This window comes from Streptococcus sp. HMSC062D07 (assembly GCF_001814215.1).
Lineage (GTDB): Bacteria > Bacillota > Bacilli > Lactobacillales > Streptococcaceae > Streptococcus > Streptococcus infantis_I.
Genome location: NZ_KV815325.1, coordinates 1 through 26545 on the forward strand (window position 1 = coordinate 1; position 26545 = coordinate 26545).

Annotated in this window: 27 protein-coding genes; 21 read left to right on the top strand and 6 right to left on the bottom strand. The window is 39.9% G+C overall.

Annotated features, from left to right (window positions below; all coding sequences use genetic code 11):
• Positions 1-1419 (bottom strand): Cna B-type domain-containing protein (locus HMPREF2957_RS02120; protein WP_261674141.1); only part of this gene is annotated, 1419 nt, incomplete at its 3' end.
• A gap of 649 nt (positions 1420-2068) precedes the next feature.
• Between HMPREF2957_RS02120 and HMPREF2957_RS02125 the strand changes: the two genes are divergently transcribed.
• From HMPREF2957_RS02125 to HMPREF2957_RS02135, 3 genes are all read left to right on the top strand, one after another.
• Positions 2069-4615 carry a M1 family metallopeptidase gene (locus HMPREF2957_RS02125; RefSeq protein ID WP_070677148.1) on the top strand — a complete coding sequence of 849 codons (2547 nt, stop codon included), beginning with the start codon at positions 2069-2071 and terminating at the stop codon, positions 4613-4615.
• Between the two features lie 115 nt (positions 4616-4730).
• Positions 4731-5402: a response regulator transcription factor gene (locus HMPREF2957_RS02130; protein WP_004253103.1), complete on the top strand. Its 672-nt coding sequence runs from the start codon at positions 4731-4733 to the stop codon at positions 5400-5402.
• Positions 5395-6729 carry a sensor histidine kinase gene (locus tag HMPREF2957_RS02135; protein WP_070677149.1) on the top strand — a complete coding sequence of 445 codons (1335 nt, stop codon included), beginning with the start codon at positions 5395-5397 and terminating at the stop codon, positions 6727-6729. The genes HMPREF2957_RS02130 and HMPREF2957_RS02135 overlap by 8 nt, the downstream gene beginning before the upstream one ends.
• 26 nt (positions 6730-6755) lie before the next feature.
• Here HMPREF2957_RS02135 and HMPREF2957_RS02140 read toward each other — a convergent pair whose 3' ends face one another.
• Positions 6756-7031 carry a DUF3270 family protein gene (locus tag HMPREF2957_RS02140; protein WP_036754234.1) on the bottom strand — a complete coding sequence of 92 codons (276 nt, stop codon included), beginning with the start codon at positions 7029-7031 and terminating at the stop codon, positions 6756-6758.
• A gap of 369 nt (positions 7032-7400) precedes the next feature.
• Between HMPREF2957_RS02140 and HMPREF2957_RS02145 the strand changes: the two genes are divergently transcribed.
• The 9 genes from HMPREF2957_RS02145 (at position 7401) to deoD (ending at position 15777) form a co-directional block, all read left to right on the top strand.
• A complete protein-coding gene (locus HMPREF2957_RS02145) occupies positions 7401-8456 on the top strand; it encodes an ABC transporter permease (protein ID WP_070677150.1) in 1056 nt (351 codons plus the stop codon).
• A gap of 13 nt (positions 8457-8469) precedes the next feature.
• Positions 8470-9150: an ABC transporter ATP-binding protein gene (locus tag HMPREF2957_RS02150; protein WP_070677151.1), complete on the top strand. Its 681-nt coding sequence runs from the start codon at positions 8470-8472 to the stop codon at positions 9148-9150.
• Positions 9151-9261: 111 nt separating this feature from the next.
• Positions 9262-10191, top strand: coding sequence for a peptidase U32 family protein (locus HMPREF2957_RS02155; protein ID WP_070677152.1), 930 nt, complete (start codon positions 9262-9264; stop codon positions 10189-10191).
• A 104-nt stretch (positions 10192-10295) separates the two neighbouring features.
• Positions 10296-10979 carry a ribose-5-phosphate isomerase RpiA gene (rpiA, locus tag HMPREF2957_RS02160; RefSeq protein ID WP_070677153.1) on the top strand — a complete coding sequence of 228 codons (684 nt, stop codon included), beginning with the start codon at positions 10296-10298 and terminating at the stop codon, positions 10977-10979.
• Between the two features lie 23 nt (positions 10980-11002).
• On the top strand, positions 11003-12214 hold the full coding sequence (locus tag HMPREF2957_RS02165) for a phosphopentomutase (protein WP_070677154.1): 1212 nt from the start codon (positions 11003-11005) through the stop codon (positions 12212-12214).
• Between the two features lies 1 nt (position 12215).
• Entirely contained in the window at positions 12216-12773 is a 558-nt protein-coding gene (locus HMPREF2957_RS02170) for a DUF1697 domain-containing protein (protein WP_070677155.1), read from the top strand.
• Entirely contained in the window at positions 12773-13582 is an 810-nt protein-coding gene (locus tag HMPREF2957_RS02175; protein WP_070677156.1) for a purine-nucleoside phosphorylase, read from the top strand. Before HMPREF2957_RS02170 ends, HMPREF2957_RS02175 begins: the two co-directional genes overlap by 1 nt.
• 2 nt (positions 13583-13584) lie before the next feature.
• Complete coding sequence (locus HMPREF2957_RS02180; RefSeq protein WP_070677157.1) at positions 13585-14865, top strand: chloride channel protein; 1281 nt, start codon at positions 13585-13587, stop codon at positions 14863-14865.
• 201 nt (positions 14866-15066) lie between these two features.
• Positions 15067-15777: a purine-nucleoside phosphorylase gene (deoD, locus tag HMPREF2957_RS02185; protein ID WP_070677158.1), complete on the top strand. Its 711-nt coding sequence runs from the start codon at positions 15067-15069 to the stop codon at positions 15775-15777.
• Positions 15778-15791: 14 nt separating this feature from the next.
• Here the strand turns inward: deoD and HMPREF2957_RS02190 are convergent, their stop codons facing one another.
• The 3 genes from HMPREF2957_RS02190 to coaA all read right to left on the bottom strand — a co-directional run bounded on the left by HMPREF2957_RS02190 (position 15792) and on the right by coaA (position 17597).
• The gene (locus HMPREF2957_RS02190; RefSeq protein ID WP_070677159.1) at positions 15792-16310 is read right to left on the bottom strand and encodes a DNA topology modulation protein; all 519 of its coding nucleotides are present in this window, start codon (positions 16308-16310) and stop codon (positions 15792-15794) included.
• Between the two features lie 65 nt (positions 16311-16375).
• Entirely contained in the window at positions 16376-16624 is a 249-nt protein-coding gene (gene rpsT, locus HMPREF2957_RS02195) for a 30S ribosomal protein S20 (RefSeq protein WP_029689886.1), read from the bottom strand.
• A gap of 52 nt (positions 16625-16676) precedes the next feature.
• A complete protein-coding gene (coaA, locus tag HMPREF2957_RS02200) occupies positions 16677-17597 on the bottom strand; it encodes a type I pantothenate kinase (protein ID WP_006148720.1) in 921 nt (306 codons plus the stop codon).
• A 135-nt stretch (positions 17598-17732) separates the two neighbouring features.
• Here coaA and HMPREF2957_RS02205 point away from each other — a divergent pair, with 135 nt between their 5' ends.
• The 9 genes from HMPREF2957_RS02205 to HMPREF2957_RS02245 all read left to right on the top strand — a co-directional run bounded on the left by HMPREF2957_RS02205 (position 17733) and on the right by HMPREF2957_RS02245 (position 25865).
• Positions 17733-17999: a 1,4-dihydroxy-2-naphthoate prenyltransferase gene (locus HMPREF2957_RS02205; RefSeq protein WP_261674142.1), complete on the top strand. Its 267-nt coding sequence runs from the start codon at positions 17733-17735 to the stop codon at positions 17997-17999.
• A gap of 107 nt (positions 18000-18106) precedes the next feature.
• Positions 18107-18697, top strand: coding sequence for a class I SAM-dependent methyltransferase (locus HMPREF2957_RS02210; RefSeq protein WP_148131967.1), 591 nt, complete (start codon positions 18107-18109; stop codon positions 18695-18697).
• Positions 18694-19977, top strand: a complete 1284-nt coding sequence (locus tag HMPREF2957_RS02215) for a pyrimidine-nucleoside phosphorylase (RefSeq protein ID WP_070677162.1) — start codon at positions 18694-18696, stop codon at positions 19975-19977. Before HMPREF2957_RS02210 ends, HMPREF2957_RS02215 begins: the two co-directional genes overlap by 4 nt.
• Positions 19978-19994: 17 nt before the next feature.
• On the top strand, positions 19995-20657 hold the full coding sequence (deoC, locus tag HMPREF2957_RS02220) for a deoxyribose-phosphate aldolase (RefSeq protein ID WP_070677163.1): 663 nt from the start codon (positions 19995-19997) through the stop codon (positions 20655-20657).
• Positions 20644-21033: a cytidine deaminase gene (locus tag HMPREF2957_RS02225; protein WP_004253174.1), complete on the top strand. Its 390-nt coding sequence runs from the start codon at positions 20644-20646 to the stop codon at positions 21031-21033. The genes deoC and HMPREF2957_RS02225 overlap by 14 nt, the downstream gene beginning before the upstream one ends.
• A gap of 90 nt (positions 21034-21123) precedes the next feature.
• On the top strand, positions 21124-22179 hold the full coding sequence (locus tag HMPREF2957_RS02230) for a BMP family lipoprotein (RefSeq protein WP_004253177.1): 1056 nt from the start codon (positions 21124-21126) through the stop codon (positions 22177-22179).
• 140 nt (positions 22180-22319) lie between these two features.
• Positions 22320-23855 (top strand): ABC transporter ATP-binding protein, encoded by a 1536-nt coding sequence (locus HMPREF2957_RS02235; RefSeq protein WP_070677164.1) that lies wholly within the window; start codon positions 22320-22322, stop codon positions 23853-23855.
• On the top strand, positions 23848-24906 hold the full coding sequence (locus HMPREF2957_RS02240; protein ID WP_070677165.1) for an ABC transporter permease: 1059 nt from the start codon (positions 23848-23850) through the stop codon (positions 24904-24906). Before HMPREF2957_RS02235 ends, HMPREF2957_RS02240 begins: the two co-directional genes overlap by 8 nt.
• A gap of 2 nt (positions 24907-24908) precedes the next feature.
• A complete protein-coding gene (locus HMPREF2957_RS02245) occupies positions 24909-25865 on the top strand; it encodes an ABC transporter permease (RefSeq protein ID WP_070677166.1) in 957 nt (318 codons plus the stop codon).
• A gap of 30 nt (positions 25866-25895) precedes the next feature.
• Here the strand turns inward: HMPREF2957_RS02245 and plsY are convergent, their stop codons facing one another.
• Complete coding sequence (gene plsY / locus HMPREF2957_RS02250; protein WP_070677472.1) at positions 25896-26537, bottom strand: glycerol-3-phosphate 1-O-acyltransferase PlsY; 642 nt, start codon at positions 26535-26537, stop codon at positions 25896-25898.
• Between the last annotated feature and the right edge of the window lie 8 nt (positions 26538-26545).

The window sequence follows — 26545 nt, forward strand, 5'->3', positions numbered from 1 at the left end:
TTCAGTAGTTGTTGGGGCTTCAGTAGTTGTTGGGACTGCAGTAGTTGTAGGAGCCTCAGTAGTTGTTGTAGTTGGTTTGTTTGATGTGTTGACGACCTTAATCACGTTTGCATCATCAATTTTTTCAACCTTAGAAGTGTAACCTTCAGGTGTATTTGTTTCCACTACTGAGTACTCAATCTTCTTACCGTCTTTGATACCTGGTAATTTAGTAAATTCTGCTTTCCAACCAGAAGCTTTTGTAAGAGTTTGTGTCAACCCTTCTAAGGCTTGGCCGTCAGCATACAATTGAACAGTGATATCTTTACGGTCAGATTCTTCGTCACCAACCCACTCTTTCTGAACGGTCACAGTTGTATCACCAGATACCCAGAATTTCAACTCATTATTGTTCCAGAAAGCTGGATCAGTTTGAGGTGTTGTGATTTCATCAGCTGTCAAGGTTGCATTGTTGTCAACACGGATGGTTGTTTTAGGAATTAATGTTTGGTATTCAACGATTAATTCTTCGTCCGTAGCTGTTTTGAAAACATCACTTACGTCTGATAAATTAACGGTAAATCCATTTCCGTCTGCATCGAATTTAACATGTTTCCAGAAATCCCATCCTGAAGCAACCACTTGTCCACCTTTTCTTAAAGTGAAGGATGGTTTCAAGTAAGTTCCTACAAAGAATTCATTTGCAGCGTGGTTTGCAGCAGGAGCAAAAGTGATTTTTGAGTAATCGACGGCTGGAGCTTGGATTTTATCTGATACAACAGGGTTTGTGATGGCTTGTTTTTTACCATCTCCATTGATACGGATAAACCATTTTGTTAGATAGTAGTCATCTCCAACATTCATCCAAGCATAGTTTTCAGAAACATCCAATTTGAATGTCTTAGATACATAGTCACCTGTAAGGTTGTATTTATTCAAGACTGATTCAAATACGCCAGGTCCATCAGGGCGTGTAATGATGACAGATTCTGAACCGACTTTAGAAGTGGCGGTCTTGTTTCCAGGATTTCCTGGAGTGCTATCCCACACTGCTCGGTATTGGAATCCACCCTTAACATTTTGGTTCATGGCTTCGATTGCTTTTTTAAAAGTAAAAGTAATCTTCTTGTTTGTCATTGACAAGGTAGCTACTTCAGCACCGTTGGCTTGAAGTGATTGCGTTGCGAGTTCTGTGATATTTAAACCTTCGGGAGCGTCGATGGTAAAAGTATCTCCTTCTTTAACAGATTTACCTGTTAAATCCCAGTCAAAAGAAAATGTGACCTTTTGACCAGATGTATCTGCTTTAAGGTTTGTAATAGTGGGAGTGACAGTTGCTGCAGAAACTGGCTTGATGATTGACAAACCAAGAGCAACTACACTGAACATTGTTACAAACGCGAATAATTTTTTATAGAAAGTTTTCACTTGTTCCTCCATTCCTTTCTTCCATAAAATCTTCTTGTTTGGTAATAACACCCAAAATGTTGATTGATATCATTTAATAAAATTGACAGTCCTATTCTGACGAAAAATCCTTTCTTTATTGCAGTTTACTCCAGCTCCATTGAAGATAAATTAATGCAATAGTTTTAAGACTCCGTATGTTATTAACTAATTTACATTTAGAGTGACTTTTTAACGTAAAAGGGATTTTCTGCTAGTTTATTTCATGGACGTGAATCCAATATTTAAAAAATAACCAATGAATTTTTTAAATATTGGATTCACTTCTGAAGAAAACTAATAATAGAAGTGCAATATATTAAAAAAACATAATGATTGTCATAGATTAAGTATTAATATACCAAACACACTAATTTTAGCACTAACGTATGCATTAGTCAACGAAATAGGTGCGAATTTCCTATAAATTTTGGAGTCTTTTGACTTTTTTTGACAAAATACCAAAACAGGCTTAAAATATAGAAATTCTAGGTGTTAACAAAAATATTTTCTTATTATTTTGGTTAAAAAAGACAATAATTATATAAATGAACTTTCAAAGCTTTTTTCTGACTTAAAATATGATAAAATAGGTATGTTTGAACTAGAGCATATGCTCAGAAATTTAGAATAGGAGAATATGATGCAAGCAGTAGAACATTATATCGAAACATTTGTTCCTGAACATTATGATTTATTTTTAGACTTGAGTCGTGAGACCAAGACGTTTTCAGGAAAAGTAACCATTACTGGTCAAGCTAAAAGTGACCGTATTTCCCTTCACCAAAAAGACTTGGAAATTGCTTCAGTTGAAGTAGCAGGTCAAGCTCGTCCATTTACAGTTGATAACGAAAATGAAGCCCTTCATATCGAACTTGCAGAAGCAGGTTCAGTTGAATTGGTTATTGCTTTTTCAGGTAAAATCACAGACAACATGACAGGAATCTATCCATCATACTACACAGTTGATGGTGTCAAGAAAGAAGTTTTGTCTACGCAGTTTGAAAGCCACTTTGCCCGTGAAGCCTTCCCATGTGTGGATGAGCCAGAAGCGAAAGCAACCTTTGACCTAGCTCTTCGTTTTGACCAAGCAGAAGGCGAACTTGCCTTGTCAAACATGCCTGAGATTGACGTTGAAAATCGCAAAGAAACTGGCATCTGGAAGTTTGAAACTACACCTCGTATGTCCTCTTACTTGCTAGCTTTCGTAGCTGGTGATTTGCAGGGGGTAACTGCTACAACTAAAAACGGTACCTTGGTAGGTGTATACTCAACCAAGGCCCATCCACTTTCAAACCTTGATTTCTCACTAGACATCGCTGTTCGTTCTATCGAATTTTACGAAGACTACTACGGAGTCAAGTACCCAATCCCTCAATCTCTTCACATCGCCCTTCCTGACTTCTCAGCAGGTGCTATGGAAAACTGGGGTCTCGTGACCTACCGTGAAGTCTACTTGGTTGTGGATGAGAACTCTACCTTTGCCAGCCGTCAACAAGTAGCCCTCGTCATTGCCCACGAGCTTGCTCACCAATGGTTCGGTAACCTTGTTACTATGAAATGGTGGGATGACCTCTGGCTCAACGAAAGCTTCGCCAATATGATGGAGTACGTCTGTGTGGATGCCATTGAGCCAAGTTGGAATATCTTTGAAGATTTCCAAACAAGTGGAGTGCCAGCCGCACTTAAACGTGATGCGACTGATGGTGTTCAGTCTGTTCACGTCGAAGTCAAACACCCAGATGAAATTAATACTCTCTTTGACTCTGCTATCGTTTATGCCAAAGGAAGCCGTCTCATGCACATGCTTCGTCGTTGGTTAGGAGATGCTGATTTTGCTAAAGGTTTGCATGCTTACTTTGAAAAACACCAATACGGAAACACTATTGGTCGTGACCTTTGGAATGCCCTTGGTCAAGCATCAGGCCGTGATGTAGCAGCCTTTATGGATTCTTGGTTGGAGCAACCTGGTTATCCAGTTTTGACTGCTACAGTTGAAAATGATGTCTTGAAGATCTCACAAAAACAATTCTTCATCGGTGAGCATGAAGACAAGAACCGTCTCTGGGTAGTACCCCTTAACAGTAACTGGAAAGGTTTGCCAGATACACTCGAAACTGAAAGCATCGAAATTCCAGGTTATGCAGCCCTTCTTGCTGAAAACAAAACAGCGCTTCGTCTCAACACTGAAAACACTGCCCACTACATTACTGACTATCAAGGTGAATTACTGGATGCTATCCTTTCAGAATTAGTTGAACTTGATAACACAAGTAAGCTTCAAATCGTCCAAGAACGTCGTTTGCTTGCTGAAGCAGGACATGTATCATATGCAGACTTGTTGCCAGTACTTGATAAACTTGCTAAGGAAGAGTCTTACCTGGTTGTTGCTGCAGTTTCTCAGGTTATTGGTGCCCTTGAGCGCTTTATCGATGAAGGAACAGAAGCTGAGAAAGCCTTTAACACTCTGGTTGCTAAATTGGCCCGTCACAACTATGAACGACTTGGTTTTGAAGCTAAAGACGGAGAATCAGATGAGGATGAATTGGTTCGTCAATTGACCATTTCTATGATGATTCGTTCAAATGATGAGAAAGCTAGTCAGGTAGCAAGTCAAATCTTTGCAGCCCATAAAGAAAATCTTGCAGGACTTCCAGCAGCCATTCGTGCTCAAGTCCTTATCAATGAGATCAAACACAATGAGACTAAGAACTTGGTTGCAACTTATCTAGACCTATACACTCATGCAACAGATGCCGTTTTCAAACGTCAATTAGCAGCTGCGCTTGCATACAGTACAGATGCAGAAAACATCCAAACTCTTCTTGCAACTTGGAAGGACAAATTTGTCGTGAAACCACAAGACCTTTCAGCATGGTACCTCCAATTCCTTGGACACCAAGCTACCCAAGAAACTGTTTGGGTTTGGGCTCGTGAAAACTGGGATTGGATCAAGGCAGCCCTTGGTGGAGATATGAGCTTTGATAGCTTTGTTATCTTCCCATCACACATCTTTAAAACAGAACAACGTTTGGCAGAGTATAAGGCCTTCTTTGAACCACAACTTTCTGATCTTGCCCTTAGCCGTAATATCAGCATGGGTATCAAGGATATCGCAGCGCGCGTTGAATTGATTAAACGTGAAAAAGCAGCGGTTGAAGCAGTTGTTGCACAATATGGCAAGGCTTAAAAACTTCTTGACTAAATAGTATATAAAAACTCAACTTTCTCTTAGAAAAACAAGGAAAGTTGAGTTTTTTTTAAGATATTTTTGCTATAATGGATATAATAAGGAGGAATTTTTGATGATTAAAATTCTATTAGTGGAAGATGACCTAGGCCTGTCAAATTCAGTCTTTGATTTTTTGGATGATTTTGCAGATGTTATGCAGGTATTTGATGGCGAAGAAGGTCTCTACGAGGCTGAAAGTGGCGTCTATGATTTGATTCTCCTTGATTTGATGTTACCTGAAAAAAATGGTTTCCAAGTCTTGAAAGAACTACGTGAAAAAGGTGTTTCGACTCCTGTTCTCATCATGACAGCCAAGGAAAGTCTCGATGACAAAGGACATGGGTTTGAGCTGGGAGCAGATGATTATCTAACCAAACCATTTTATCTAGAAGAACTCAAGATGCGTATTCAGGCCCTCCTCAAACGCTCAGGGAAATTTAACGAAAATACCTTAACGTACGGTGATTTGACAGTCAATCTATCTACGAATGAAGTTAAGGTTCAAGATGCCTCTGTTGAGCTACTTGGTAAAGAATTTGAACTCTTGGTCTATTTCCTCCAAAACCAAAATGTCATCTTACCAAAAACCCAAATCTTTGACCGTTTATGGGGATTTGACAGTGACACAACCATTTCCGTTGTAGAAGTTTATGTATCAAAAGTTCGTAAGAAATTGAAAGGTTCAGCCTTTGCTGAAAATCTCCAAACTTTGCGTAGTGTTGGGTATATTTTAAAACATGTTTAAGAAATTAAAAAAGAATTGGTACGCAGAAGATTTTAGCTACTTTATCCGTAATTTTGGTGTTTTCACCCTAATTTTCTCTGCCATGACCTTGATTATCTTGCAGGTTATGCACTCCAGTCTCTACACATCAGTGGATGAGAAACTGCTATCTCTCAGCAACAATCCTCAGGACATCATTCAATTGGCGGTCAATCGTGCAACTGAAGATGTTAAGGATTTAGATAGTGGCAGTGTCGCTTCAGCATCTGATAAAAAACCAAATGTGAGTTCCAATACTGAAGTGATTTTGCTAGATTCAAATTTGAATCAATTAGTGACTGGCAATCGCTTTTTGGGATTAGACAGAATAACGTTCAATAAAAAGGATTTAAACCATATCCGACAGCTTCATGTTGTGAATAGCTACGGCCAGGATGAGATTTATCGGGTGGTCTTAACGGAAATGAATATTGATTCTGTTTCGACTAATATTAAGTATGCTGCTATCCTGATTAACACAAGCCAACTAGAGCAAATTAGTCAAAACCACGAGCAGTTAATCGTGGTGGTGATGGCAAGTTTTTGGATTCTATCTATCTTAGCCAGTCTCTATCTTGCACGTGTCAGTGTTAAACCCTTACTTGAAAGTATGCAAAAGCAGAAAAGCTTTGTGGAAAATGCCAGTCATGAATTACGGACTCCGTTGGCAGTTCTTCAGAACCGTCTGGAAACTCTTTTTAGAAAACCAGAGGCGACTATTATGGAGTCAAGTGAGAGCATCGCTTCTAGTTTGGAAGAAGTTCGAAATATGAAGTTTCTAACGACTAACCTTCTCAATCTGGCACGTAGAGATGATGGAATCAAGCCTGAGTTTGGAGAGGTAGAGCCAGACTTCTTTAATACAACCTTTACTAACTATGAGATGATTGCGTCCGAGAATAATCGTGTTTTTCGTTTTCAAAATCGTGTTCATCGCACCATTATCACGGATAAACTCCTCCTCAAGCAATTGATGACCATTCTGTTTGACAATGCGGTCAAGTATACAGAAGAAGAAGGAGATATATATTTTGAGATTTCAACGAAAGAACGAAGCCTTTATCTAACGGTAGCTGATAATGGGATCGGTATTTCTGCAGCCGATAAAAAGAAAATCTTTGATCGTTTTTATCGTGTTGATAAGGCACGTACACGGCAAAAGGGTGGTTTCGGTTTAGGCTTGTCTTTAGCTAAGCAGATCGTCTATGCCTTAAAAGGCTCTATCAGTGTGAAAGATAACAAACCTAACGGAACAATTTTTGAAGTCAAGATAGCTATCACAACACCATCAAAACGAAAGAATAAATAAAAAAACCTTCGATTCATCGAAGGTTTTTATTTGAATTTTTTCTTGATAAAAGTGCGCTGAAATTGTAAAGCTACAAGACTGAGGCCGATAGCCAAAGCAAATGATAAAACAGTGTTCAATTTAAGCGATAAGAACATAAAGCTAAAGATAGCTAAAAAGACACAGAAGCAAGCAATGTTTACAAAAAATAGGACTTCCTTTACACTAGCAACAGAAGTATTTTCTGGGATATAATCTTGAAACTGAGTAGTTTTTATACTTTCTTGTTCTAACTCATACGGGTGTAGTTTTCTTGCGGGCATATTTCTCTCCTTAACAGTACATTACTATTTTATCATTTTTTAAAGAGAGAATTATTACAGGATTGTTACAAATTGCATAAAATCTGTTATCAATGCCAATTTCGGTTTTCTTGACATGCTGATGGGAAAATGATAGGATGAGTAAACCGTTTAAACTTTATTATTTTTCTCTTATTTCAACGAGGGGAAATTTGATGGTTAAAACGAATAAAAATCATACACAGATGCAAATAAATTCAATTTTGAAGTAAGGACAGGATTCTTTTAAATTGATTCTAGTTGTTCATGTCGAGATAGTTTTCTATCTTTAGTGCTATGGTAAAGAGGAGATTTGTTCCCTCGACAACAGAATACTTAAAGGAGATTGGCATGTATCTTGCTATCAAAGAAATTTTACAGAATAAACTGCGTTACAGTTTAATTCTAACAACTATTTTTCTCATTGCTTTTATGGTCTTTTTTATGACCAGTTTGGCTCTCGGGCTTGTTCGAAATAACAGGGCTGCTATTGATAATTGGCAAGCAACAGGAGTTGTGCTATCCGATTATGCAAATGATAATTTGACTGCATCCTTTATACCAGAAAAAGACTACAAAGATAAAGTGTCTGGGGATGCTGTTCCTCTAAGCTACATGTTTGCCGTGACAAACCTTGTCGATAGTAGTGACAAGATGAATGTCTCTATTTTCGGTCAAGAGTGGGACAGTTTTATCTCTCCGTCCTTGATTGAAGGGCGTTACCCAGAAAATGACCAAGAAGTTGTTGTGGATCAGTCTTTTGAAAATTACGGCATCAAACTTGGGGACGCAATTCAACTCAACGGAAGTGAGACAAGTTTTAAGATTGTAGGTTTGACAAAAGGAAATAAATTTTTCACAGAACCTGTTGTTTTTACGAGCCTAACAACCTATTGGAATTTACAAGGAACAACAAAAGCTAATCGCTCTATCTCTGCATTGGTATTGCAAAATGATGTAGAAGTGACTGGCGATGGCTTGAAGCAGATTTCTATTAAAAAAATGATTTCGAAAATTCCTGGCTATACCCCTCAGGTCAATGTATTCTCAGGAATGATTCTGGCTATGATTGTCATTACAGGTCTGATTGTAGGCATTTTTATCTACATCATTACCATTCAAAAATTAGGCCTCTATGGCATTATGCGAGCGCAAGGGATTCAGATAAAATCTATCGTATGGTCCCTTTTCTGTCAGATTTTTCTTCTATCTGGTTTGGGTATTGGATTGGCCTTAGTAGCCATTTGGGCTGTCATCTTAGTTTTACCTGCAACCTTCTTTTTCTACTCTAGTTGGTTGGCATACTTTATGCTAAGCCTGGTCATTTGCTTGATGGCACTACTAGGTGGCGTCATTTCGCTTCCGCGTATACTTAAAGTAGATCCAATTACAGCGATTGCAGAATGATAAGGAGAATGATATGACGACATTAATTGAGATGGTTCAAGTGACAAAAACTTATGGCGAAGGCAATATGAAAGTTACAGCTCTCCATGAGACCAATTTTCAGCTAAACGCTGGGGAGTTTGTAGCGATTGTGGGGCCTTCTGGATCAGGTAAAACAACCTTTTTAACGACTCTAGGCCAACTTCAGGAAGCTTCAAGTGGAAAGATCCTAGTAAAGGGAAAAGAGACTGGGCATTTATCTGAAAAAGAAAAAACGGATTTGCGCTTTAGTGAATTTGGTTTTATCCTCCAGGCTTCAAATCTGATTCCCTTTTTAACGGTTAAGGAGCAATTAGATTTAATTGACCGTTTGGATAAAAAGAAATCTATAAAAAGTGACCGACAAGAGTTGTTCAGTTTGTTGGATTTGGAAAAGGTTCAAAATCACTATCCCAAAGCTCTCTCTGGTGGTGAACGCCAACGAGCTGCAATTGCTAGAGCCCTTTATAATAATCCTAGTATCGTACTTGCAGATGAGCCGACAGCTAGCTTGGATACACAACGTGCTTATCAAGTGACGGATATGTTGGCTTCAATTGCCCATGAGCAAGGTAGGGGTGTTGTCATGATTACACATGATACTCGCTTACTAGATAAGGTTGACCGTGTTTATGTGATGAATGACGGACGACTTGTTGAAAAGACACAGGCATAAATCTAAAAAGTGAACTGTTATTGGTACGGTTCACTTTTTTTAAAAATTTGGACTAACAAGACCCACTTTTCTATATAGCTGATTTTTTGGAAATGTGGTATAATTTTCTCTATGGAAAAGATTATCATTACAGCAACTGCTGAAAGTATTGAACAAGTAAAACAGCTACTTGAAGCTGGTGTCGACCGAATTTATGTCGGTGAGAAAGATTTTGGTCTTCGTTTGCCAACGACCTTTAGCCATGAAGAATTGCGTGAAATCGCAAAAATTGTTCATGATGCCGGTAAGGAATTAATCGTTGCGGTCAATTCTCTTATGCACCAAGACATGATGGACCGGATCAAGCCCTTCTTGGACTTTTTAGAAGAAATCAAAACGGACTATATCACAGTTGGAGACGCAGGTGTCTTTTATGTGGTTAACCGTGATAACTATTCTTTCAAAACGATTTACGATGCCTCAACCATGGTCACAAGCAGTCGTCAGATTAACTTCTGGGGACAAAAAGCAGGAGCGTCAGAAGCTGTTTTGGCGCGTGAAATCCCATCTGCAGAACTCTTCAAAATGCCTGAAATTTTAGAAATTCCTGCTGAGGTCTTGGTATACGGTGCTAGTGTCATCCACCATTCTAAGCGTCCACTCTTGCAAAACTACTATAATTTCACACAGATTGATGATGAAAAATCTCGTCAACGTGACTTGTTCTTGGCTGAGCCAAGTGACCCAGAGAGCCATTATTCTATTTTTGAAGACAATCATGGGACTCATATCTTTGCTAACAATGACCTTGATTTGATGACCAAGTTGACTGAACTAGTAGAACATGGTTTCACTCATTGGAAGCTTGAAGGTCTTTATACACCTGGCCAAAATTTTGTAGAAATTGCAAAACTCTTTATCCAAGCGCGCAATTTGATTCAAGAAGGTAACTTTACACATGACCAAGCCTTCTTGCTTGATGAAGAAGTTCGCAAGCTCCATCCTAAAAATCGTTTCTTGGATACTGGATTTTACGACTATGACCCTGATATGGTTAAGTAAACATCACAAAACCCGAAATAAAATGTTCGGGTTTTTCTAGTGTAAGGATGAATTTGAAGCGTATTCATGATATAATAGAAGTAGCTTTATTTGGAGGTGTATAAGTGGAAAATCTGAAAAAAATGGCAGGGATTAAAGCTGCCGAGTTCGTCAAAGATGGTATGGTTGTCGGGCTTGGAACAGGCTCAACTGCCTACTATTTCGTAGAAGAAATAGGTCGTCGTATCAAGGAAGAGGGCTTACAGATTACAGCTGTAACGACCTCTAGTGTGACCAGCAAGCAGGCAGAAGGACTCAATATTCCTCTTAAGTCTATTGATCAAGTGGACTTTGTAGACCTGACAGTTGATGGTGCAGATGAAGTAGACAGTCAGTTTAACGGAATCAAAGGCGGTGGTGGGGCCCTTCTCATGGAAAAGGTTGTCGCAACTCCATCTAAAGAATATATCTGGGTTGTTGATGAAAGTAAGCTAGTAGAGAAACTTGGTGCCTTTAAATTACCAGTAGAGGTTGTTCAATATGGTGCTGAACAGGTCTTCCGTCGATTTGAACGAACTGGCTATAAACCGAGCTTTCGTGAAAAAGATGGTCAACGTTTTGTGACGGATATGCAAAACTTTATCATCGATTTGGCCCTGGAAGTGATTGAAGACCCAATTGCTCTGGGACAAGAATTGGATCATGTCGTTGGTGTCGTCGAGCATGGGTTGTTTAACCAAATGGTGGATAAGGTCATCTTTGCTGGACAAGAGGGCGTTCAGATTTTAACTTCAACAAAAGCAAAATAATCAAAATAAAAAGGAGACACACTATGCCAAAATTTAATCGTATTCACTTGGTGGTACTAGATTCTGTAGGAATCGGTGCAGCACCAGATGCTCATAACTTTGTCAACGCTGGTGTTCCTGATGGTGCATCAGACACGCTTGGACACATTTCAAAATCAGTAGGTTTGAATGTTCCAAATATGGCAAAACTTGGTCTTGGGAACATTCCTCGTGAACAAGCCTTGAAGACTGTTCCAGCTGAGAGCAATCCAACTGGTTACGCTACGAAGTTAGAAGAAGTCTCTCTTGGAAAAGATACCATGACAGGTCACTGGGAAATCATGGGTCTTAATATTACAGAACCGTTTGATACTTTCTGGAATGGATTCCCAGAAGAAATCTTGACAAAAATCGAAGAATTCTCAGGTCGCAAGGTCATCCGCGAAGCCAACAAACCATACTCAGGAACAGCTGTCATCGATGACTTTGGACCACGTCAGATGGAAACTGGCGAGTTGATTATCTATACATCAGCTGACCCAGTTCTTCAAATCGCAGCTCACGAAGACATCATTCCTTTGGATGAACTCTACCGTATCTGTGAATACGCTCGTTCGATTACTTTAGAGCGTCCAGCTCTTCTCGGACGCATTATTGCTCGTCCTTATGTTGGTGAGCCTGGAAACTTCACTCGTACGGCTAACCGTCGTGACTTGGCTGTATCTCCATTTGCTCCAACTGTATTGGACAAATTGAATGAAGCCGGTATTGATACATATGCAGTTGGTAAGATTAACGATATCTTCAACGGTGCTGGTATCAACCACGATATGGGTCACAATAAGTCAAATAGTCATGGAATTGATACACTATTGAAGACTATGGGACTTCCTGAATTTGAAAAAGGGTTCTCCTTCACAAACTTGGTAGACTTTGATGCTTTATATGGACACCGTCGTGATCCACACGGCTATCGTGATTGTTTGCATGAGTTTGATGAGCGCTTGCCAGAAATTATGGCAGCAATGAGAGAAGACGACCTTCTTTTGATTACTGCTGACCACGGAAATGACCCAACCTATGCTGGTACTGACCATACTCGTGAATATATTCCACTTTTGGCATACAGTCCATCCTTTAAAGGCAATGGATTAATTCCAGTTGGACACTTCGCCGACATATCAGCAACGGTTGCGGATAACTTTGGAGTTGAAACTGCCATGATTGGTGAAAGTTTCTTAGATAAATTAGTTTAAGATGATTCGCTACGCTCTACTTGTTAGAGGTATTAATGTCGGTGGAAAGAACAAGGTGGTCATGGCTCAACTGCGTCAAGAATTGACGGAGTTGGGATTAGAAAATGTAGAAACCTACATCAATAGTGGTAATATTTTCTTTAATAGCATTGTGCCTAGAACTAAATTAATAGAGAATTTACAGGCTTTCTTTGAAAGACGCTATCCATTTATTCAGAGTTTTTCCTTGCTGAGTCTTGAAGACTATGAAAAGGAGCTTAGAAATCTTCCTGATTGGTGGAATCATGAGATGGCTCGCAAGGATGTGCTCTTTTACACTGAGAGCTTGGATGTGGATCAAGTCATCGAGAAAGTGAACAGTTTGGAACTGGTCGATGAAGTACTTCATTTTGGGAAATTAGGGATCTTCTGGGGTAAATTGTCAGAAGCTAGCTACTCTAAAACAGCTTATCACAAGCACTTGCTTAAGATGCCTTTCTATCGCAATATTACCATTCGTAACGCTAATACCTTTGACAAAATTGGTCAATTTTTAAAACATAAAGAAGGAGATACCTAATGACATTATTAAATAAAATCAATGAAACAGCAGCATTTTTGAAGGGCAAAGGAATCGAAGCTCCTGAGTTCGGTTTGATCCTTGGTTCAGGTCTTGGAGAATTGGCTGAAGAAATCGAAAATGCAGTCGTAGTAGACTACTCTGACATTCCAAACTGGGGTCAATCCACAGTAGTCGGACATGCTGGGAAATTGGTTTATGGTGATCTTGCTGGACGTAAAGTCTTGGCTCTTCAAGGTCGTTTCCACTTCTACGAAGGAAATCCTCTTGAAGTGGTGACTTTCCCAGTTCGTGTCATGAAAGTTTTGGGATGTGAAGGAGTGCTTGTAACCAACGCTGCTGGAGGTATCGGCTTCGGTCCTGGTACCTTGATGGCTATTACTGACCACATCAATATGACTGGTCAAAACCCATTGATTGGTGAAAACTTGGATGACTTTGGTCCACGTTTCCCTGATATGTCGAAAGCTTACACTCCAGAATACCGTGAGACTGCTCATCAAGTAGCAGACAAATTGGGCATTAAACTGGATGATGGGGTTTATATCGGTGTGACAGGTCCAACTTATGAAACTCCAGCTGAAATCCGTGCATATAAGACTCTTGGTGCAGATGCTGTCGGTATGTCAACTGTTCCTGAAGTTATTGTGGCAGCCCACTCAGGCTTAAAAGTTCTAGGAATTTCATGTATCACTAACCATGCTGCTGGTTTCCAAGAAGAACTCAACCACGAAGAAGTAGTGGAAGTGACAGAACGCGTCAAAGGCGACTTCAAAGGATTGCTGAAAGCGATTCTTGCTGAATTATAATCATGGTACATAAGTTGAGGAGGAGTCTTCAGAAGATCCCATATAACCTCAAATTAGTCCTAGCGGTTATCATGCTGGGGCTAGTTACAGGTATATTCGGAATTTTGCTCCATTATCTTTTAGAGCTGGTTGAAGGGATTGCTTTTGGTCAGACAGAGCATAACACTGGATTCTTGACAGATGGTGTTGCCTCATCACGAATAGGCTTCAGTTTAATCATCGTGGGTGTCAGTTCTGCCTTGGTCTGGTATTTCTTGCAAAGAAAAGCAAAGATTTTTTCCATCAAAGCGCAGATGAAAGATGAAACGTCACAATATAAACTTCATTTTTTAAAACAGCTAGTTCATTCAATTTGGCAGATTGTTGCAGTTGGAGGAGGAGCTCCTATCGGTAAGGAAGCTGCGCCGCGGGAGATTGGAGCTTTATTTGCAAGACCTATTGCCAATATTTTTTCTCTCTCCGTGAAGGACCAAATCTTTCTCATTGCCTGTGGAGCTAGTGCGGGTTTAGCAGCTGTCTATCAGGTTCCGTTAACGAGTGTGTTTTTCGTTTTTGAAACCTTGGGAATTGCTTTATCTGTCAAACGTTTTTTCTTGGTCGGTCTGACTACATATGTATCAGCCTTTACAGCAGGCTTTGTTGTTTCAGATCATGCTCTCTACCAGATTCCAGCTTTGACTTGGTCACTAGGTGATATGTGGCTTATTCCCTTATTAGTTCTTTTCCTGACTCCACTCGCTTGGCTTTTTAGTCGCTTCAACAAACAAGTTTCTTCAAAGAGAATAAAGGACAAGCGGATACTCTATACTCTGCCTGTAACATTCCTTTTCCTTGTTGGATTGGCTAACCATTTGCCTCATCTACTTGGTAATGGGCGTATGATGGCTCAGGAAATTTTAAACGGCAGTAATGCCAAGACGGTAATCCTCTTATTTGTCTTGAAAGCCTTGGTCGTTTTAGTTACCCTTTGGGCAGGTGCCTATGGCGGTACCTTGACCCCATCTTTTGCCTTAGGGATGGCAGGAGCTGCACTCTTGACCATGATTCTAGGAGGTGGCAACCAGCCAGCAGTCTTACTATTAGGTTCGGTTTGCTTTTTAGCTGTGACCTTGAAGGCACCCCTGTCTGCAACTGGATTGGTAATGGGGTTCACTGGTCAATCATTAGAGGCTATACCTTTTCTTTTGGTGACTGCTTACTTGGCATTTGGTTTTGCTAAAATGCTGGACCGAATCCCTTGGGAGAAATACTTACGACCAAAGACAAGGATAAAAGAAAATTAATAAGAATACTCTAGTTTTTCTAATCCAAAGTATATTTTAAATTTATAATCAATATCATTTAATAAAGAAAGGCAGAGCATGTGTTCAGATTTGAACACGAGCGGAAAGCTCGGAAAATAGATAATCTGACTGAGAAATCAGGATTTCTCGTCAGATTCCTAATTTTCAGTCGCTTTCTGGTCGCTCTTTGTATCATAAACTATGTCTATCCATATTGCTGCTAAGCAAGGTGAAATTGCTGATAAAATTCTTCTTCCTGGAGATCCTCTTCGTGCGAAATTTATCGCTGAGAATTTCCTTGAAGATGCTGTTTGCTTTAACGAAGTCCGTAACATGTTTGGTTACACAGGTACTTACAAAGGTCACCGTGTATCTGTTATGGGAACAGGAATGGGGATGCCATCCATCTCTATTTATGCGCGCGAGTTGATTGTCGACTACGGAGTAAAGAAATTGATCCGTGTGGGAACGGCTGGTTCTTTGAATGAGGATGTTCACGTCCGTGAATTGGTCTTGGCTCAAGCAGCTGCAACCAACTCAAACATCATCCGCAACGATTGGCCTCAATACGATTTCCCACAAATCGCTAGCTTTGATCTTTTAGATAAGGCTTATCATATTGCCAAAGACCTTGGTATGACTACTCACGTCGGAAATGTCTTGTCATCAGACGTTTTCTATTCAAACTATGGTGAAAAGAACATCGAGCTTGGTAAATGGGGTGTGAAAGCTGTAGAAATGGAAGCAGCAGCTCTTTACTATCTTGCTGCCCAACACCACGTCGATGCTTTAGCTATCATGACCATTTCTGATAGCTTGGTTAATCCAGAAGAGGACACTACAGCAGAAGAACGTCAAAACACCTTCACTGATATGATGAAGGTTGGTCTAGAGACTTTAATTGCAGAATAAGAAAAAAGGTTTCCTTAATAAGAAACCTCTTTTTTATGAAGAAAGCCATCTAGTTCTTTTTGATTAGTGATTATGGTTACCTTGTCAGCATAGTCTGAACAGATCTGTTGATAATGGTCTTTGTGAGAAGAGTTACGTCCATCCCAAAGAATCCAGCGGATAAACTCCCAGTCAAAACGTTCAGGACAACCATCTGCCATACTTTCTCTAACTTTTCCTCTGTATCTTAGATAGCGTTTAAAGGCTCTTGCTAAACAATTCCATGCTGAGAAGTTTAAAAAGATAATCTGATCAGCTTGCACCATTCTTTCCTCATAGCAACACCAGCTATAGTTGCCGTCGATAACCCAATCCTCATGTTTAGAAAGGAAAGTCTTCATCTCCTTTAACATCCAATCACGATCGCTATCTTGCCACCCAGGCTGAAATTGCAATCGGTCTATATGGAGTTTAGGAATGGAGTAGTAGTTGGAAAGTTTTTCTGCCAGAGTAGATTTACCTGAGCCTGAATATCCTATAATAGCAATTTTCATGATAACCTCCAGAAAAATGTGTACAAAAAAAGCTCCGAAGAGCTCATTTTGTATCCAGTTAAAGATTAACCAAGTTTAGCTGCAAGACGTGCTTTATCACGGTTAGCTTTATTCTTGTGGATCAAACCTTTAGTTTCTGCTTTATCGATGGCTGAGCTAGCAGCACGGTAAAGTTCTTCAGATGGGTTTGCTTCAAAAGCTTTGATAGCAGTACGCATAGCTGATTTTTGAGCTGAGTTCTTTTCGTTTTGTTTAACGTTCAATTCAGCGCGTTTGATAGCTGATTTAATGTTTGCCAATGTTCTTACCTCCATATTTACTAACTATACCATTATATCTGAAAACTATTATTTTGACAAGGGGAAATCACTTTTTTAAATAAATTTCATCAATTTCATGATTTTTAGATTTATGAAGAATGACTTCAGCCCGATTTCTGGTCGGTTCGATGTAGTTTTGTAGATTGGTCAAATTAATACTTGTCCAAACCTGATGGGCAAAATCTTTGACTTCACTAATTGGTTGCTGGGTGAAACGATAGTAATAGTTGTTTGGATCATCTTGTGCAAAGCTAAGGAGTTTCAAGAAACGGTCCAAATACCAGCTCTCGATATCCTCAACTGCAGCATCTACATAGATTGAAAAATCGAAGAAGTCTGTAATATAAAGACGGCTGTTATGTGGTGTTTGAAAGACGTTGATACCCTCTACGATGACAAAATCCGCTGCTTGGACTCTTTGTGTTTTATCAGGTACGATATCGTAGATTTCGTGAGAATAAACGGGAATATCTACATCCTGCCCGTTTTTAAGTTGATCAAGGAAATCGAGCAAGCTTTCCATATCATAACTCTCAGGGAAACCTTTTCGATTTAGGATATTTCGCTCATTTAAGATACTGTTGGGATACAGAAATCCATCAGTTGTCACTAATTCAACACTTGCTTCTGGAAAAATACGGGAAAGCAAAATTTGTAAGAGTCGGCTAGTAGTTGATTTGCCAACAGCGACACTACCTGAAATTCCGATAATAAATGGCTGATTTTTACTCTCCCTTTGGAGGAAAATCCCTTTTGAAAAGGCTAGGTCTTCTTTGGAGCGTTTGTAAATTTGAATCAGATGAGCTAGCGGCAGGTAAATATCAGTTACATCTTGGAGACTAATCTGGTCATTAAAACTCTTAATCGAATCCAATTCCTCCTCGGTTAAAGGAGGTGTAGTTTTACGATGTAAAGATTGCCAAGTTCCGCGACTGATTTTTTCATAATGTATAAATTCGTTGGTCATAAAATTTCCTCGTTTGATACCTCAGTATACCATAATTTACAAAGAAAGACATCTGAATCATTTGAGAAAAAGCGCTCTCTTTGTTAGAATAGAAGTAGAATAAACATCAAAAGAGGTGGTGTTATGAGACTAGTGGTGAGTGATAAAATTCTAAAACTGACTAGCTTACTAGCAGTGATTCTGTGGTTATCTCCGACTTTGATTGAGTTTACCGTTAGTTTAGGAAGTCAAACCTTTAGCTGGTCTGCCTTTGTCTTGTTGTTCTTGCTACCAATTATTGGTTTTATCTACTTGATTCTCGCCATTTTAACAAGAAAATGGTGGCTTTTCTTGTTTGGTCTAGCCTGTATTTTTTCCTTTGCTATCACTATGGCATTGGGTTCTTACTTGCTCGGTCCTTAAAAGGAAATTCAACTTATATTATTTTTCAATAAATCGATGGCAAAGAAAAGCCTTTGTTGTCATGTAAACGATTTACAATTAACTTATTTATGTGGTAAAATGAAACTATGAGTAAAATGTATTATGCAGAAAATCCAGATGCAGCCCATGATGTTCATGAACTTAGAGTTGACCTACTTGGGCAAAAGATGACCTTTTTGACAGATGCTGGTGTCTTTAGTAAAAAAATGATTGATTTCGGAAGTCAGTTATTGTTAAGATGTCTAGATGTCGAAAAAGATGAAAAAATCCTTGATGTTGGTTGTGGCTATGGTCCCATCGGCTTGTCTTTGGTTAAAGCTTATGGTGCCCAAGCGACCATGGTGGATATCAATAATCGTGCCCTGGATTTAGCCCAGCAAAATGCAGTAAAAAACAATGTTCAAGCGACTATCTTCCAGTCCAATATTTATGAGCAGGTAGAAGGTCAATTCGATCATGTTATTTCGAATCCGCCCATTCGTGCAGGCAAGCAGGTCGTTCATGAAATCATCGAGAACAGTATTGATTATCTTAAGGATGGTGGAGATTTGACCATTGTCATCCAAAAGAAACAGGGAGCTCCTAGTGCTAAAAACAAGATGGAAGAAGTCTTTGGTAATTGTGAGGTCGTGAAGAAAGACAAGGGATATTATATCCTTAGAAGTGTGAAAGAATGAGAGCAGTAGATCTAATCCAGAAAAAAAGAGACGGTCAAGAACTGACCTCAAGTGAAATCAAATGGCTGGTAGAAGGCTATGTAGCTGGAACTGTTCCAGATTATCAAATGTCTGCTTTTGCTATGGCTGTTTATTTTAAAGGCATGACCACACGTGAGATTTCTGATTTGACTATGAACATGGTCAAGACAGGTCAGGAATTTGATTTATCCGCTATTGAAGGTATAAAGGTCGATAAACACTCTACCGGGGGAGTAGGAGATAAGGTTACCTTGATTTTAGCTCCATTAGTCGCTAGTTTTGACGTACCAGTTGCCAAGATGAGTGGTAGAGGTCTGGGGCACACCGGAGGTACTATCGATAAATTAGAATCTATCAAAGGTTTTCAAGTCGAACGCAGTCAGGATGACTTTATCAAACAGGTTCAGGATATCGGGGTTTCAGTTATTGGTCAATCTGACCAACTAGTCAAAGCGGATAAGTTGCTCTATGCACTACGTGATGTGACAGCAACAGTTGATACTATTCCACTGATTGCTAGTTCTGTCATGAGTAAAAAGATTGCAGCTGGAGCGGATGCTATTTTGCTTGATGTTACTGTCGGTGAAGGTGCCTTTATGAAGACAGTCGACGAAGCGCGTGAACTAGCTCAAACCATGGTGAATCTCGGGAAAGCTGTTGGTCGCAAGACAGTAGCAGTCATTACGGATATGAGTCAACCTTTGGGACGTGCCATTGGGAATCGCTTGGAAATTCTAGAAGCTCTGGAAATTCTTCAAGGTAAAGGCCGTCAAGATATTAGCCACTTTATCTGTGAGTTAGCCCAGATTATGCTTTCTCTGGCAAATGTTGAAAAAACAGTCGAGGAAGTAAGGCAACATCTTGAAAATGGTCAGGCGCTTAAGAAGTTCGAAGAGATGGTTGCCGCTCAAGGTGGAGATTTAGAAGATCTTTATCGACCTGTAACTGCTGATCATGTGGTAGAAATTCCTGCTCAGGAAGATGGTGTTATTGAGGCACTGCCAGCCATGGAGTTAGGTCTTTTCGCTATGAGATTAGGTGCTGGTCGTGCAGTCAAAACAGATGCTCTTGATTATGAGACAGGAATTGTTTTTGAGAAGAAAGTTGGAGAATCAGTCAAAAAAGGTGAAATTGTCGCAAAAGTATATGCAAATGGCAAAATTTCTCCGGAACTAGTTACAGATTTCCAAAAATATGTTAAAATTAAAATAAGTGATGAAACGCTTAAAACGCGTGAAATCATCGAAATCATCTCCTAATTTAAGGAAAATCCGAAATGAAATTAAATAAATACATTGATCATACGCTTTTAAAGCAAGATGCGACCGAACAACAAATCGATCGTTTGCTATCTGAAGCAAGAGAGTACGATTTTGCCAGTGTTTGTGTGAATCCTTGCTGGGTTTCTCATGCAAAAGCTGGTCTAACAGATACTTATGTCAAGGTTTGTACAGTTGTAGGTTTTCCTCTTGGAGCTACAACTTCAGCTGTCAAAGCCTATGAAACCAAAGAAGCCATCCAAAACGGTGCTGACGAAATTGATATGGTTATCAACGTTGGAGCGCTTAAGTCCGGGAATGCTGACTTGGTCGAATCAGATATTCGAGCAGTTGTTGAAGCAAGTGGAGACAAATTGGTTAAGGTTATTATCGAGGCTTGTTTGTTAACGGATGAAGAAAAAGTTCTGGCTTGCCAACTTGCTCAAAAAGCTGGTGCAGACTTTGTCAAGACTTCTACAGGTTTCTCAACAGGTGGAGCAACTTTGCCAGATGTTCAATTAATGCGTCAGACAGTTGGACCTGATGTGGGGGTCAAAGCAGCTGGTGGAGCTCGTTCTTATGCAGATGCAGTTGCCTTTGTTGAAGCAGGAGCTACTCGTATTGGAACATCTTCTGGTGTTGCAATCTTAAAAGGAGAATTAGCTGATGGCGACTACTGAGTTGATTGAATTAGCAATTGAAACTAGTAAGAAAGCTTACGTTCCCTACTCACATTTTCCGATTGGCGCTGTTTTGGTAGCCAAGGACGGAAGTATCTATACAGGGGTTAACATTGAAAATGCTAGCTACCCCTTGACCAACTGTGGCGAAAGAACTGCAATCTTTAAGGCGGTCTCTGAAGGACAACGAGACTTTTCAGAATTGATTGTCTATGGTCAAACTGAAAAACCAATTTCGCCTTGCGGTGCTTGTCGGCAAGTTATGGTCGAATTTTTTAAACCAGATCTAAAGGTGACTCTAGTCGCCAAAGATAAAACGACGGTCGAGATGACGGTCGGGGAATTACTTCCATATTCTTTTACAGACTTGCAATAGTCTGTGTCACTCTCTGAGTGGCAAGGGTCCTCGTGACCAATCAATTCATACTTGCAACTTAGTTGCGCATCTTATTTAGGAGGTTCAGTAATGAACAAGAAACAATGGCTAGGCCTTGGTCTAGTTGCAGTAGCAGCATTTGGACTTGCTGCATGTGGCAATCGCTCTTCTCGTAACGCAGCTTCATCTTCTTCTGATGTGAAGACTAAAGCAGCTATCGTTACAGATACTGGTGGTGTTGATGATAAATCATTTAACCAATCAGCTTGGGAAGGTCTTCAAGCTTGGGGTAAAGAACACAACCTTTCAAAAGACAATGGTTACACTTACTTCCAATCAACAAGTGAAGCTGACTACGCTAACAACTTGAACCAAGCAGCTGGAAGCTACAACTTGATTTTCGGTGTTGGTTTTGCTCTTCACAACGCTGTTGAAGAAGCAGCAAAAGAACATTCAGATAAAAACTATGTTTTGATTGACGATGTGATTAAAGATCAAAAGAACGTTGCTAGCGTTACTTTCGCAGATAACGAAGCAGCTTACCTTGCAGGTGTTGCAGCTGCTAAAACTACAAAAACTAAACAAGTTGGTTTTGTAGGTGGTATGGAATCTGAAGTTATTTCTCGTTTCGCAGCTGGTTTTAAAGCTGGTGTTGAGTCAGTTGACCCATCTATCAAGGTTCAAGTAGACTATGCTGGATCATTTGGTGATGCGGCTAAAGGTAAAACAATCGCTGCAGCTCAATACGCTGCAGGTGCAGACGTTATCTACCAAGCAGCTGGTGGTACTGGAGCAGGTGTCTTCTCTGAAGCTAAATCATTGAACGAAAGTAAAAATGAAAACGAAAAAGTTTGGGTTATCGGTGTAGACCGTGACCAAGTTGATGAAGGTAAATACACTTCTAAAGACGGTAAAGAAGCTAACTTCGTGCTTGCTTCTACATTGAAACAAGTTGGAACAACAGTTAAAGACATCTCAAACAAGGCTGAAAAAGGTGAATTCCCTGGTGGTCAAGTTATCGTTTACTCATTGAAGGATAAAGGTGTTGACTTGGCAGTGACAAACCTTTCTGAAGAAGGTAAAAAAGCTGTTGAAGATGCAAAAGCTAAAATCCTTGATGGTAGCATCAAAGTTCCTGAAAAATAATTGAAGGAAGTCATTTCTTAGGAAGCGGCCAGTGGCCGCTTCTTTAAGGATTGAGACAAATGGTTTTGTCTCAATAGAGCTTGCTAAATTTCTTTAGCAGGTTTTATTGAAACAAAATATAATTCTGAAAGGAAGAGCACATGGCACACGAAAATGTCATTGAGATGCGTGAAATTACCAAAGTTTTTGGTGAATTTGTCGCTAACGACAAGATTAACCTTGAACTTCGTAAAGGTGAAATTCATGCACTTTTAGGAGAAAATGGAGCTGGTAAGTCCACTCTTATGAACATGCTAGCGGGGCTTCTAGAACCAACTAGTGGTGAAATTGTGGTCAACGGTCAAGTTGTAAAGCTAGATTCGCCATCAAAAGCGGCTAGCTTAGGAATTGGGATGGTCCACCAACACTTTATGTTGGTAGAAGCTTTCACTGTTGCTGAAAATATCATTTTGGGGAGTGAATTGACCAAAAATGGTGTGCTAGATATTGCTCGTGCAACTCGAGAAATCAATGAGTTGTCTGAACGTTATGGTCTTGCTGTGGATCCTTCTGCCAAAGTTGCAGACATCTCTGTCGGCGCTCAACAACGTGTTGAAATCCTAAAGACACTTTATCGTGGAGCTGATATTCTTATCTTTGACGAACCTACTGCTGTTTTGACGCCATCAGAAATTGATGAGTTGATGGCTATCATGAAGAACTTGGTTAAAGAAGGTAAATCAATTATCTTGATTACCCATAAGTTGGATGAGATTCGTGCTGTATCAGATCGTGTTACAGTTATCCGTCGTGGTAAATCTATTGAAACAGTTGAGATTGCTGGTGCGACTAATGCTGACTTAGCTGAGATGATGGTAGGACGTTCTGTTTCCTTTAAAACTGAGAAACAGGAAGCTCAACCTAAAGAAGTTATTCTGTCTATTAATGACCTAGTAGTAAACGAAAACCGTGGTGTTCCTGCTGTTAAAAATCTCTCACTCGATGTTCGAGCTGGTGAGATTGTCGGAATTGCCGGTATTGATGGAAATGGTCAATCTGAATTAATCCAAGCTATCACTGGTCTTCGTAAGATTGAGTCTGGTAGCGTGGAGTTGAAAGGCCAGTCTATCGTAGGTTTACACCCTCGTCAAATTACAGAAATGAGTGTAGGCCACGTTCCAGAAGATCGCCACCGTGATGGTTTAGTTTTAGAAATGATGATTTCTGAAAATATCGCTCTTCAAACCTACTATAAGGAACCTCTTAGCAAGAAGGGAATCTTAAACTACACCAATATCATCGGGTACGCTAAACAGTTAATGCAAGAATTCGATGTGCGTGCTGCTAGTGAGATTGTTCCAGCATCAGCTCTTTCTGGAGGAAATCAACAAAAAGCAATTATCGCTCGAGAAGTCGATCGAAATCCTGATCTCCTAATCGTCAGTCAACCTACTCGTGGTTTGGACGTCGGTGCTATTGAGTACATTCACAAACGCTTGATTCAAGAACGTGATAATGGGAAAGCTGTCCTTGTAGTCAGCTTTGAACTAGATGAGATTCTAAATGTCTCTGATAGAATTGCTGTTATCCATGATGGTAAGATTCAAGGGATTGTAACGCCAGAAACAACCAACAAGCAAGAGCTTGGTGTCTTGATGGCTGGTGGTGAATTGGAAAAGGAGAAGAGTGATGTCTAAAAAATTACAACAAATTTCGGTTCCTTTGATTTCTGTTATTTTAGGAATTCTACTCGGAGCCATCGTCATGTGGATTTTCGGCTACGATGCTATCTGGGGCTATGAAGAACTGTTCTACACAGCATTTGGTAGTGTTCGTGGAATCGGTGAAATCTTCCGTGCTATGGGACCTTTAATTCTGATTGCTCTCGGATTTGCAGTTGCAAGTCGTGCTGGTTTCTTTAACGTTGGTCTTCCAGGACAAGCTCTCGCAGGTTGGGTTATGAGTGGCTGGTTCGCTCTGTCTTTCCCAGATTTGCCACGACCATTGATGATTCTTGCGACGATTATAATTGCCTTAGTTGCAGGAGGGATCGTTGGTGCTATTCCTGGTATCTTAAGAGCCTACCTTGGGACATCTGAAGTTATTGTAACCATCATGATGAACTACATTGTTCTTTATGTGGGCAATGCCTTTATTCATCACTTCCCTAAAGAAATCATGCAAAGTACTGACTCATCCATTCGAGTAAGTGCAAATGCAACTTATCAGACACCATGGCTTGCTGAGTTAACTGGAAACTCTCGTATGAACATTGGGATTTTCTTTGCTATCATAGCAGTAGCGGTTATCTGGTTCTTGCTCAAGAAAACAACTCTTGGATTTGAAATCCGTGCAGTTGGTCTCAATCCAAATGCTTCTGAATACGCAGGTATTTCAGCGAAACGCACCATTATTCTATCAATGATTATTTCTGGTGCCCTTGCAGGACTTGGTGGCGCAGTAGAAGGACTTGGTACCTTCCAAAACGTTTATGTTCAAGGTTCATCATTAGCAATCGGATTTAACGGTATGGCAGTAAGCCTACTTGCTTCAAACTCACCAGTTGGAATTCTATTTGCAGCCTTCCTTTTCAGTGTTCTTCAAGTTGGAGCCCCTGGTATGAATGCTGCACAAGTACCATCTGAGCTTGTAAGTATCGTTACAGCCTCAATTATCTTCTTTGTCAGCGTTCACTACATCATCGAACGCTTTGTCAAACCAAGAAAACAACTTAAAGGAGGTAAATAAGGATGTCGATTACAACAATGTTAACCCTTATGGTTTCTTCGATGTTGATTTATGCAGCACCACTTATTTTCACAAGTATCGGAGGAGTTTTCTCAGAACGTGGTGGAGTTGTTAACGTTGGTCTTGAAGGAATCATGGTCATGGGTGCCTTTTCTGGAGTTGTTTTTAACCTTGAATTTGCTCAAGATTTGGGAGCATTAACTCCTTGGTTAGCTCTTCTAGTTGGTGGATTAGTCGGAGCTATCTTCTCGCTCGTTCACGCAGTAGCTACAGTTCATTTCCGTGCAGACCATGTTGTCAGTGGTACTGTGCTTAACTTGATGGCGCCAGCCTTGGCAGTTTTCTTGGTGAAGGTGCTTTATAATAAGGGACAAACGGATAACTTAACACAAACTTTTGGTCGTTTTGACTTTCCGGTATTAGCTAATATCCCTGTTATCGGAGATATCTTCTTCAAGTCAACTAGTCTACTAGGTTACCTAGCAATTGCTTTCTCATTCCTAGCTTGGTTTATCCTCTTTAAGACTCGCTTTGGACTTCGCCTTCGTTCAGTTGGTGAACACCCACAAGCAGCAGATACTTTGGGTATCAATGTCTACAAGATGAGATATCTTGGAGTTGTGATTTCAGGCTTCCTTGGAGGAATCGGAGGAGCTATTTACGCTCAGTCAATCTCCGTCAACTTCTCAGTTACAACTATCGTAGGACCTGGATTTATCGCTCTTGCAGCCATGATCTTTGGTAAATGGAATCCTGTTGGTGCTATGCTTTCAAGTCTTTTCTTTGGGCTATCACAAAGTTTGGCAGTTATTGGTTCTCAGCTTCCATTCTTGCAAGGAGTACCAGCCGTTTACTTGCAAATCGCACCATATCTCTTGACCATTATCGTCCTAGCAGCCTTCTTTGGTAAAGCTGTTGCGCCGAAGGCAGATGGTATCAACTATATCAAGTCTAAATAACATAAAAAAACGTCAGTTGAAACTGACGTTTTATTTTTTTGGTTCTTGGTGCGTTAGGTTAAGTCCCCAAGGAATGAGATTTTCTGTTTTACTTTGGATACGTTTGATATTGTCCTTGTGTCGAACAATCACCAGACTAGCAAGACCGATAATAATCACAGTGAAAAGTAGGTCATAACTAGTTAAAATAAATCCAAAGAGAGGAAACAGAAGGACGCCAATAATTGCAGCAATAGCAGCTGAAATACTAGAGAGGGAAATCATACTTCCTAGATAAAGGATTCCAAAGAAAATAACTGCAAGGTAAAGACAAAAGAGAGGAGAAAAACCAAAAATAACTCCAGCACTGGTTGCAACAGCCTTACCACCCTTAAATTTGGCAAAGACAGGGAAGGTGTGGCCAATGACTGCTAAAAGTCCAAAGACGATTGGTGAAATACCTTGCACATGGAAGATTAGTGGAAGTAAAGTGGCCAAAGTACCTTTAAAGAAATCAATTACAAAGGTTGCCATTCCAGCTTTTTTACCTAAGATTCGGAAGGTATTGGTCGTTCCAGTATTACCAGATCCATGTTCTCTTAGATTGATGTTAAAGAATATTTGTCCAATCCACAAACCTGAAGGAATTGAACCCAATAAATAAGCTAAAATTAATAATACTATTGTCATCATGTTTCTAT

What these genes read in the sequence shown, in the direction of transcription:
- HMPREF2957_RS02140 (WP_036754234.1), bottom strand. Translation starts at nt 7,031, where the DNA reads ATGCCCGCAAGAAAACTACACCCGTATGAGTTAGAACAAGAAAGTATA.
- HMPREF2957_RS02240 (WP_070677165.1), top strand. Translation starts at nt 23,848, where the DNA reads ATGTCTAAAAAATTACAACAAATTTCGGTTCCTTTGATTTCTGTTATT.
- deoD (WP_070677158.1), top strand. Translation starts at nt 15,067, where the DNA reads ATGTCTATCCATATTGCTGCTAAGCAAGGTGAAATTGCTGATAAAATT.
- HMPREF2957_RS02230 (WP_004253177.1), top strand. Translation starts at nt 21,124, where the DNA reads ATGAACAAGAAACAATGGCTAGGCCTTGGTCTAGTTGCAGTAGCAGCA.
- HMPREF2957_RS02245 (WP_070677166.1), top strand. Translation starts at nt 24,909, where the DNA reads ATGTCGATTACAACAATGTTAACCCTTATGGTTTCTTCGATGTTGATT.
- HMPREF2957_RS02170 (WP_070677155.1), top strand. Translation starts at nt 12,216, where the DNA reads ATGATTCGCTACGCTCTACTTGTTAGAGGTATTAATGTCGGTGGAAAG.
- HMPREF2957_RS02225 (WP_004253174.1), top strand. Translation starts at nt 20,644, where the DNA reads ATGGCGACTACTGAGTTGATTGAATTAGCAATTGAAACTAGTAAGAAA.
- HMPREF2957_RS02145 (WP_070677150.1), top strand. Translation starts at nt 7,401, where the DNA reads ATGTATCTTGCTATCAAAGAAATTTTACAGAATAAACTGCGTTACAGT.
- HMPREF2957_RS02155 (WP_070677152.1), top strand. Translation starts at nt 9,262, where the DNA reads ATGGAAAAGATTATCATTACAGCAACTGCTGAAAGTATTGAACAAGTA.
- HMPREF2957_RS02235 (WP_070677164.1), top strand. Translation starts at nt 22,320, where the DNA reads ATGGCACACGAAAATGTCATTGAGATGCGTGAAATTACCAAAGTTTTT.
- HMPREF2957_RS02125 (WP_070677148.1), top strand. Translation starts at nt 2,069, where the DNA reads ATGCAAGCAGTAGAACATTATATCGAAACATTTGTTCCTGAACATTAT.
- HMPREF2957_RS02130 (WP_004253103.1), top strand. Translation starts at nt 4,731, where the DNA reads ATGATTAAAATTCTATTAGTGGAAGATGACCTAGGCCTGTCAAATTCA.
- HMPREF2957_RS02135 (WP_070677149.1), top strand. Translation starts at nt 5,395, where the DNA reads ATGTTTAAGAAATTAAAAAAGAATTGGTACGCAGAAGATTTTAGCTAC.
- HMPREF2957_RS02175 (WP_070677156.1), top strand. Translation starts at nt 12,773, where the DNA reads ATGACATTATTAAATAAAATCAATGAAACAGCAGCATTTTTGAAGGGC.
- deoC (WP_070677163.1), top strand. Translation starts at nt 19,995, where the DNA reads ATGAAATTAAATAAATACATTGATCATACGCTTTTAAAGCAAGATGCG.
- rpsT (WP_029689886.1), bottom strand. Translation starts at nt 16,624, where the DNA reads ATGGAGGTAAGAACATTGGCAAACATTAAATCAGCTATCAAACGCGCT.
- HMPREF2957_RS02180 (WP_070677157.1), top strand. Translation starts at nt 13,585, where the DNA reads ATGGTACATAAGTTGAGGAGGAGTCTTCAGAAGATCCCATATAACCTC.
- HMPREF2957_RS02150 (WP_070677151.1), top strand. Translation starts at nt 8,470, where the DNA reads ATGACGACATTAATTGAGATGGTTCAAGTGACAAAAACTTATGGCGAA.
- HMPREF2957_RS02165 (WP_070677154.1), top strand. Translation starts at nt 11,003, where the DNA reads ATGCCAAAATTTAATCGTATTCACTTGGTGGTACTAGATTCTGTAGGA.
- plsY (WP_070677472.1), bottom strand. Translation starts at nt 26,537, where the DNA reads ATGATGACAATAGTATTATTAATTTTAGCTTATTTATTGGGTTCAATT.
- HMPREF2957_RS02190 (WP_070677159.1), bottom strand. Translation starts at nt 16,310, where the DNA reads ATGAAAATTGCTATTATAGGATATTCAGGCTCAGGTAAATCTACTCTG.
- HMPREF2957_RS02210 (WP_148131967.1), top strand. Translation starts at nt 18,107, where the DNA reads ATGAGTAAAATGTATTATGCAGAAAATCCAGATGCAGCCCATGATGTT.
- coaA (WP_006148720.1), bottom strand. Translation starts at nt 17,597, where the DNA reads ATGACCAACGAATTTATACATTATGAAAAAATCAGTCGCGGAACTTGG.
- HMPREF2957_RS02215 (WP_070677162.1), top strand. Translation starts at nt 18,694, where the DNA reads ATGAGAGCAGTAGATCTAATCCAGAAAAAAAGAGACGGTCAAGAACTG.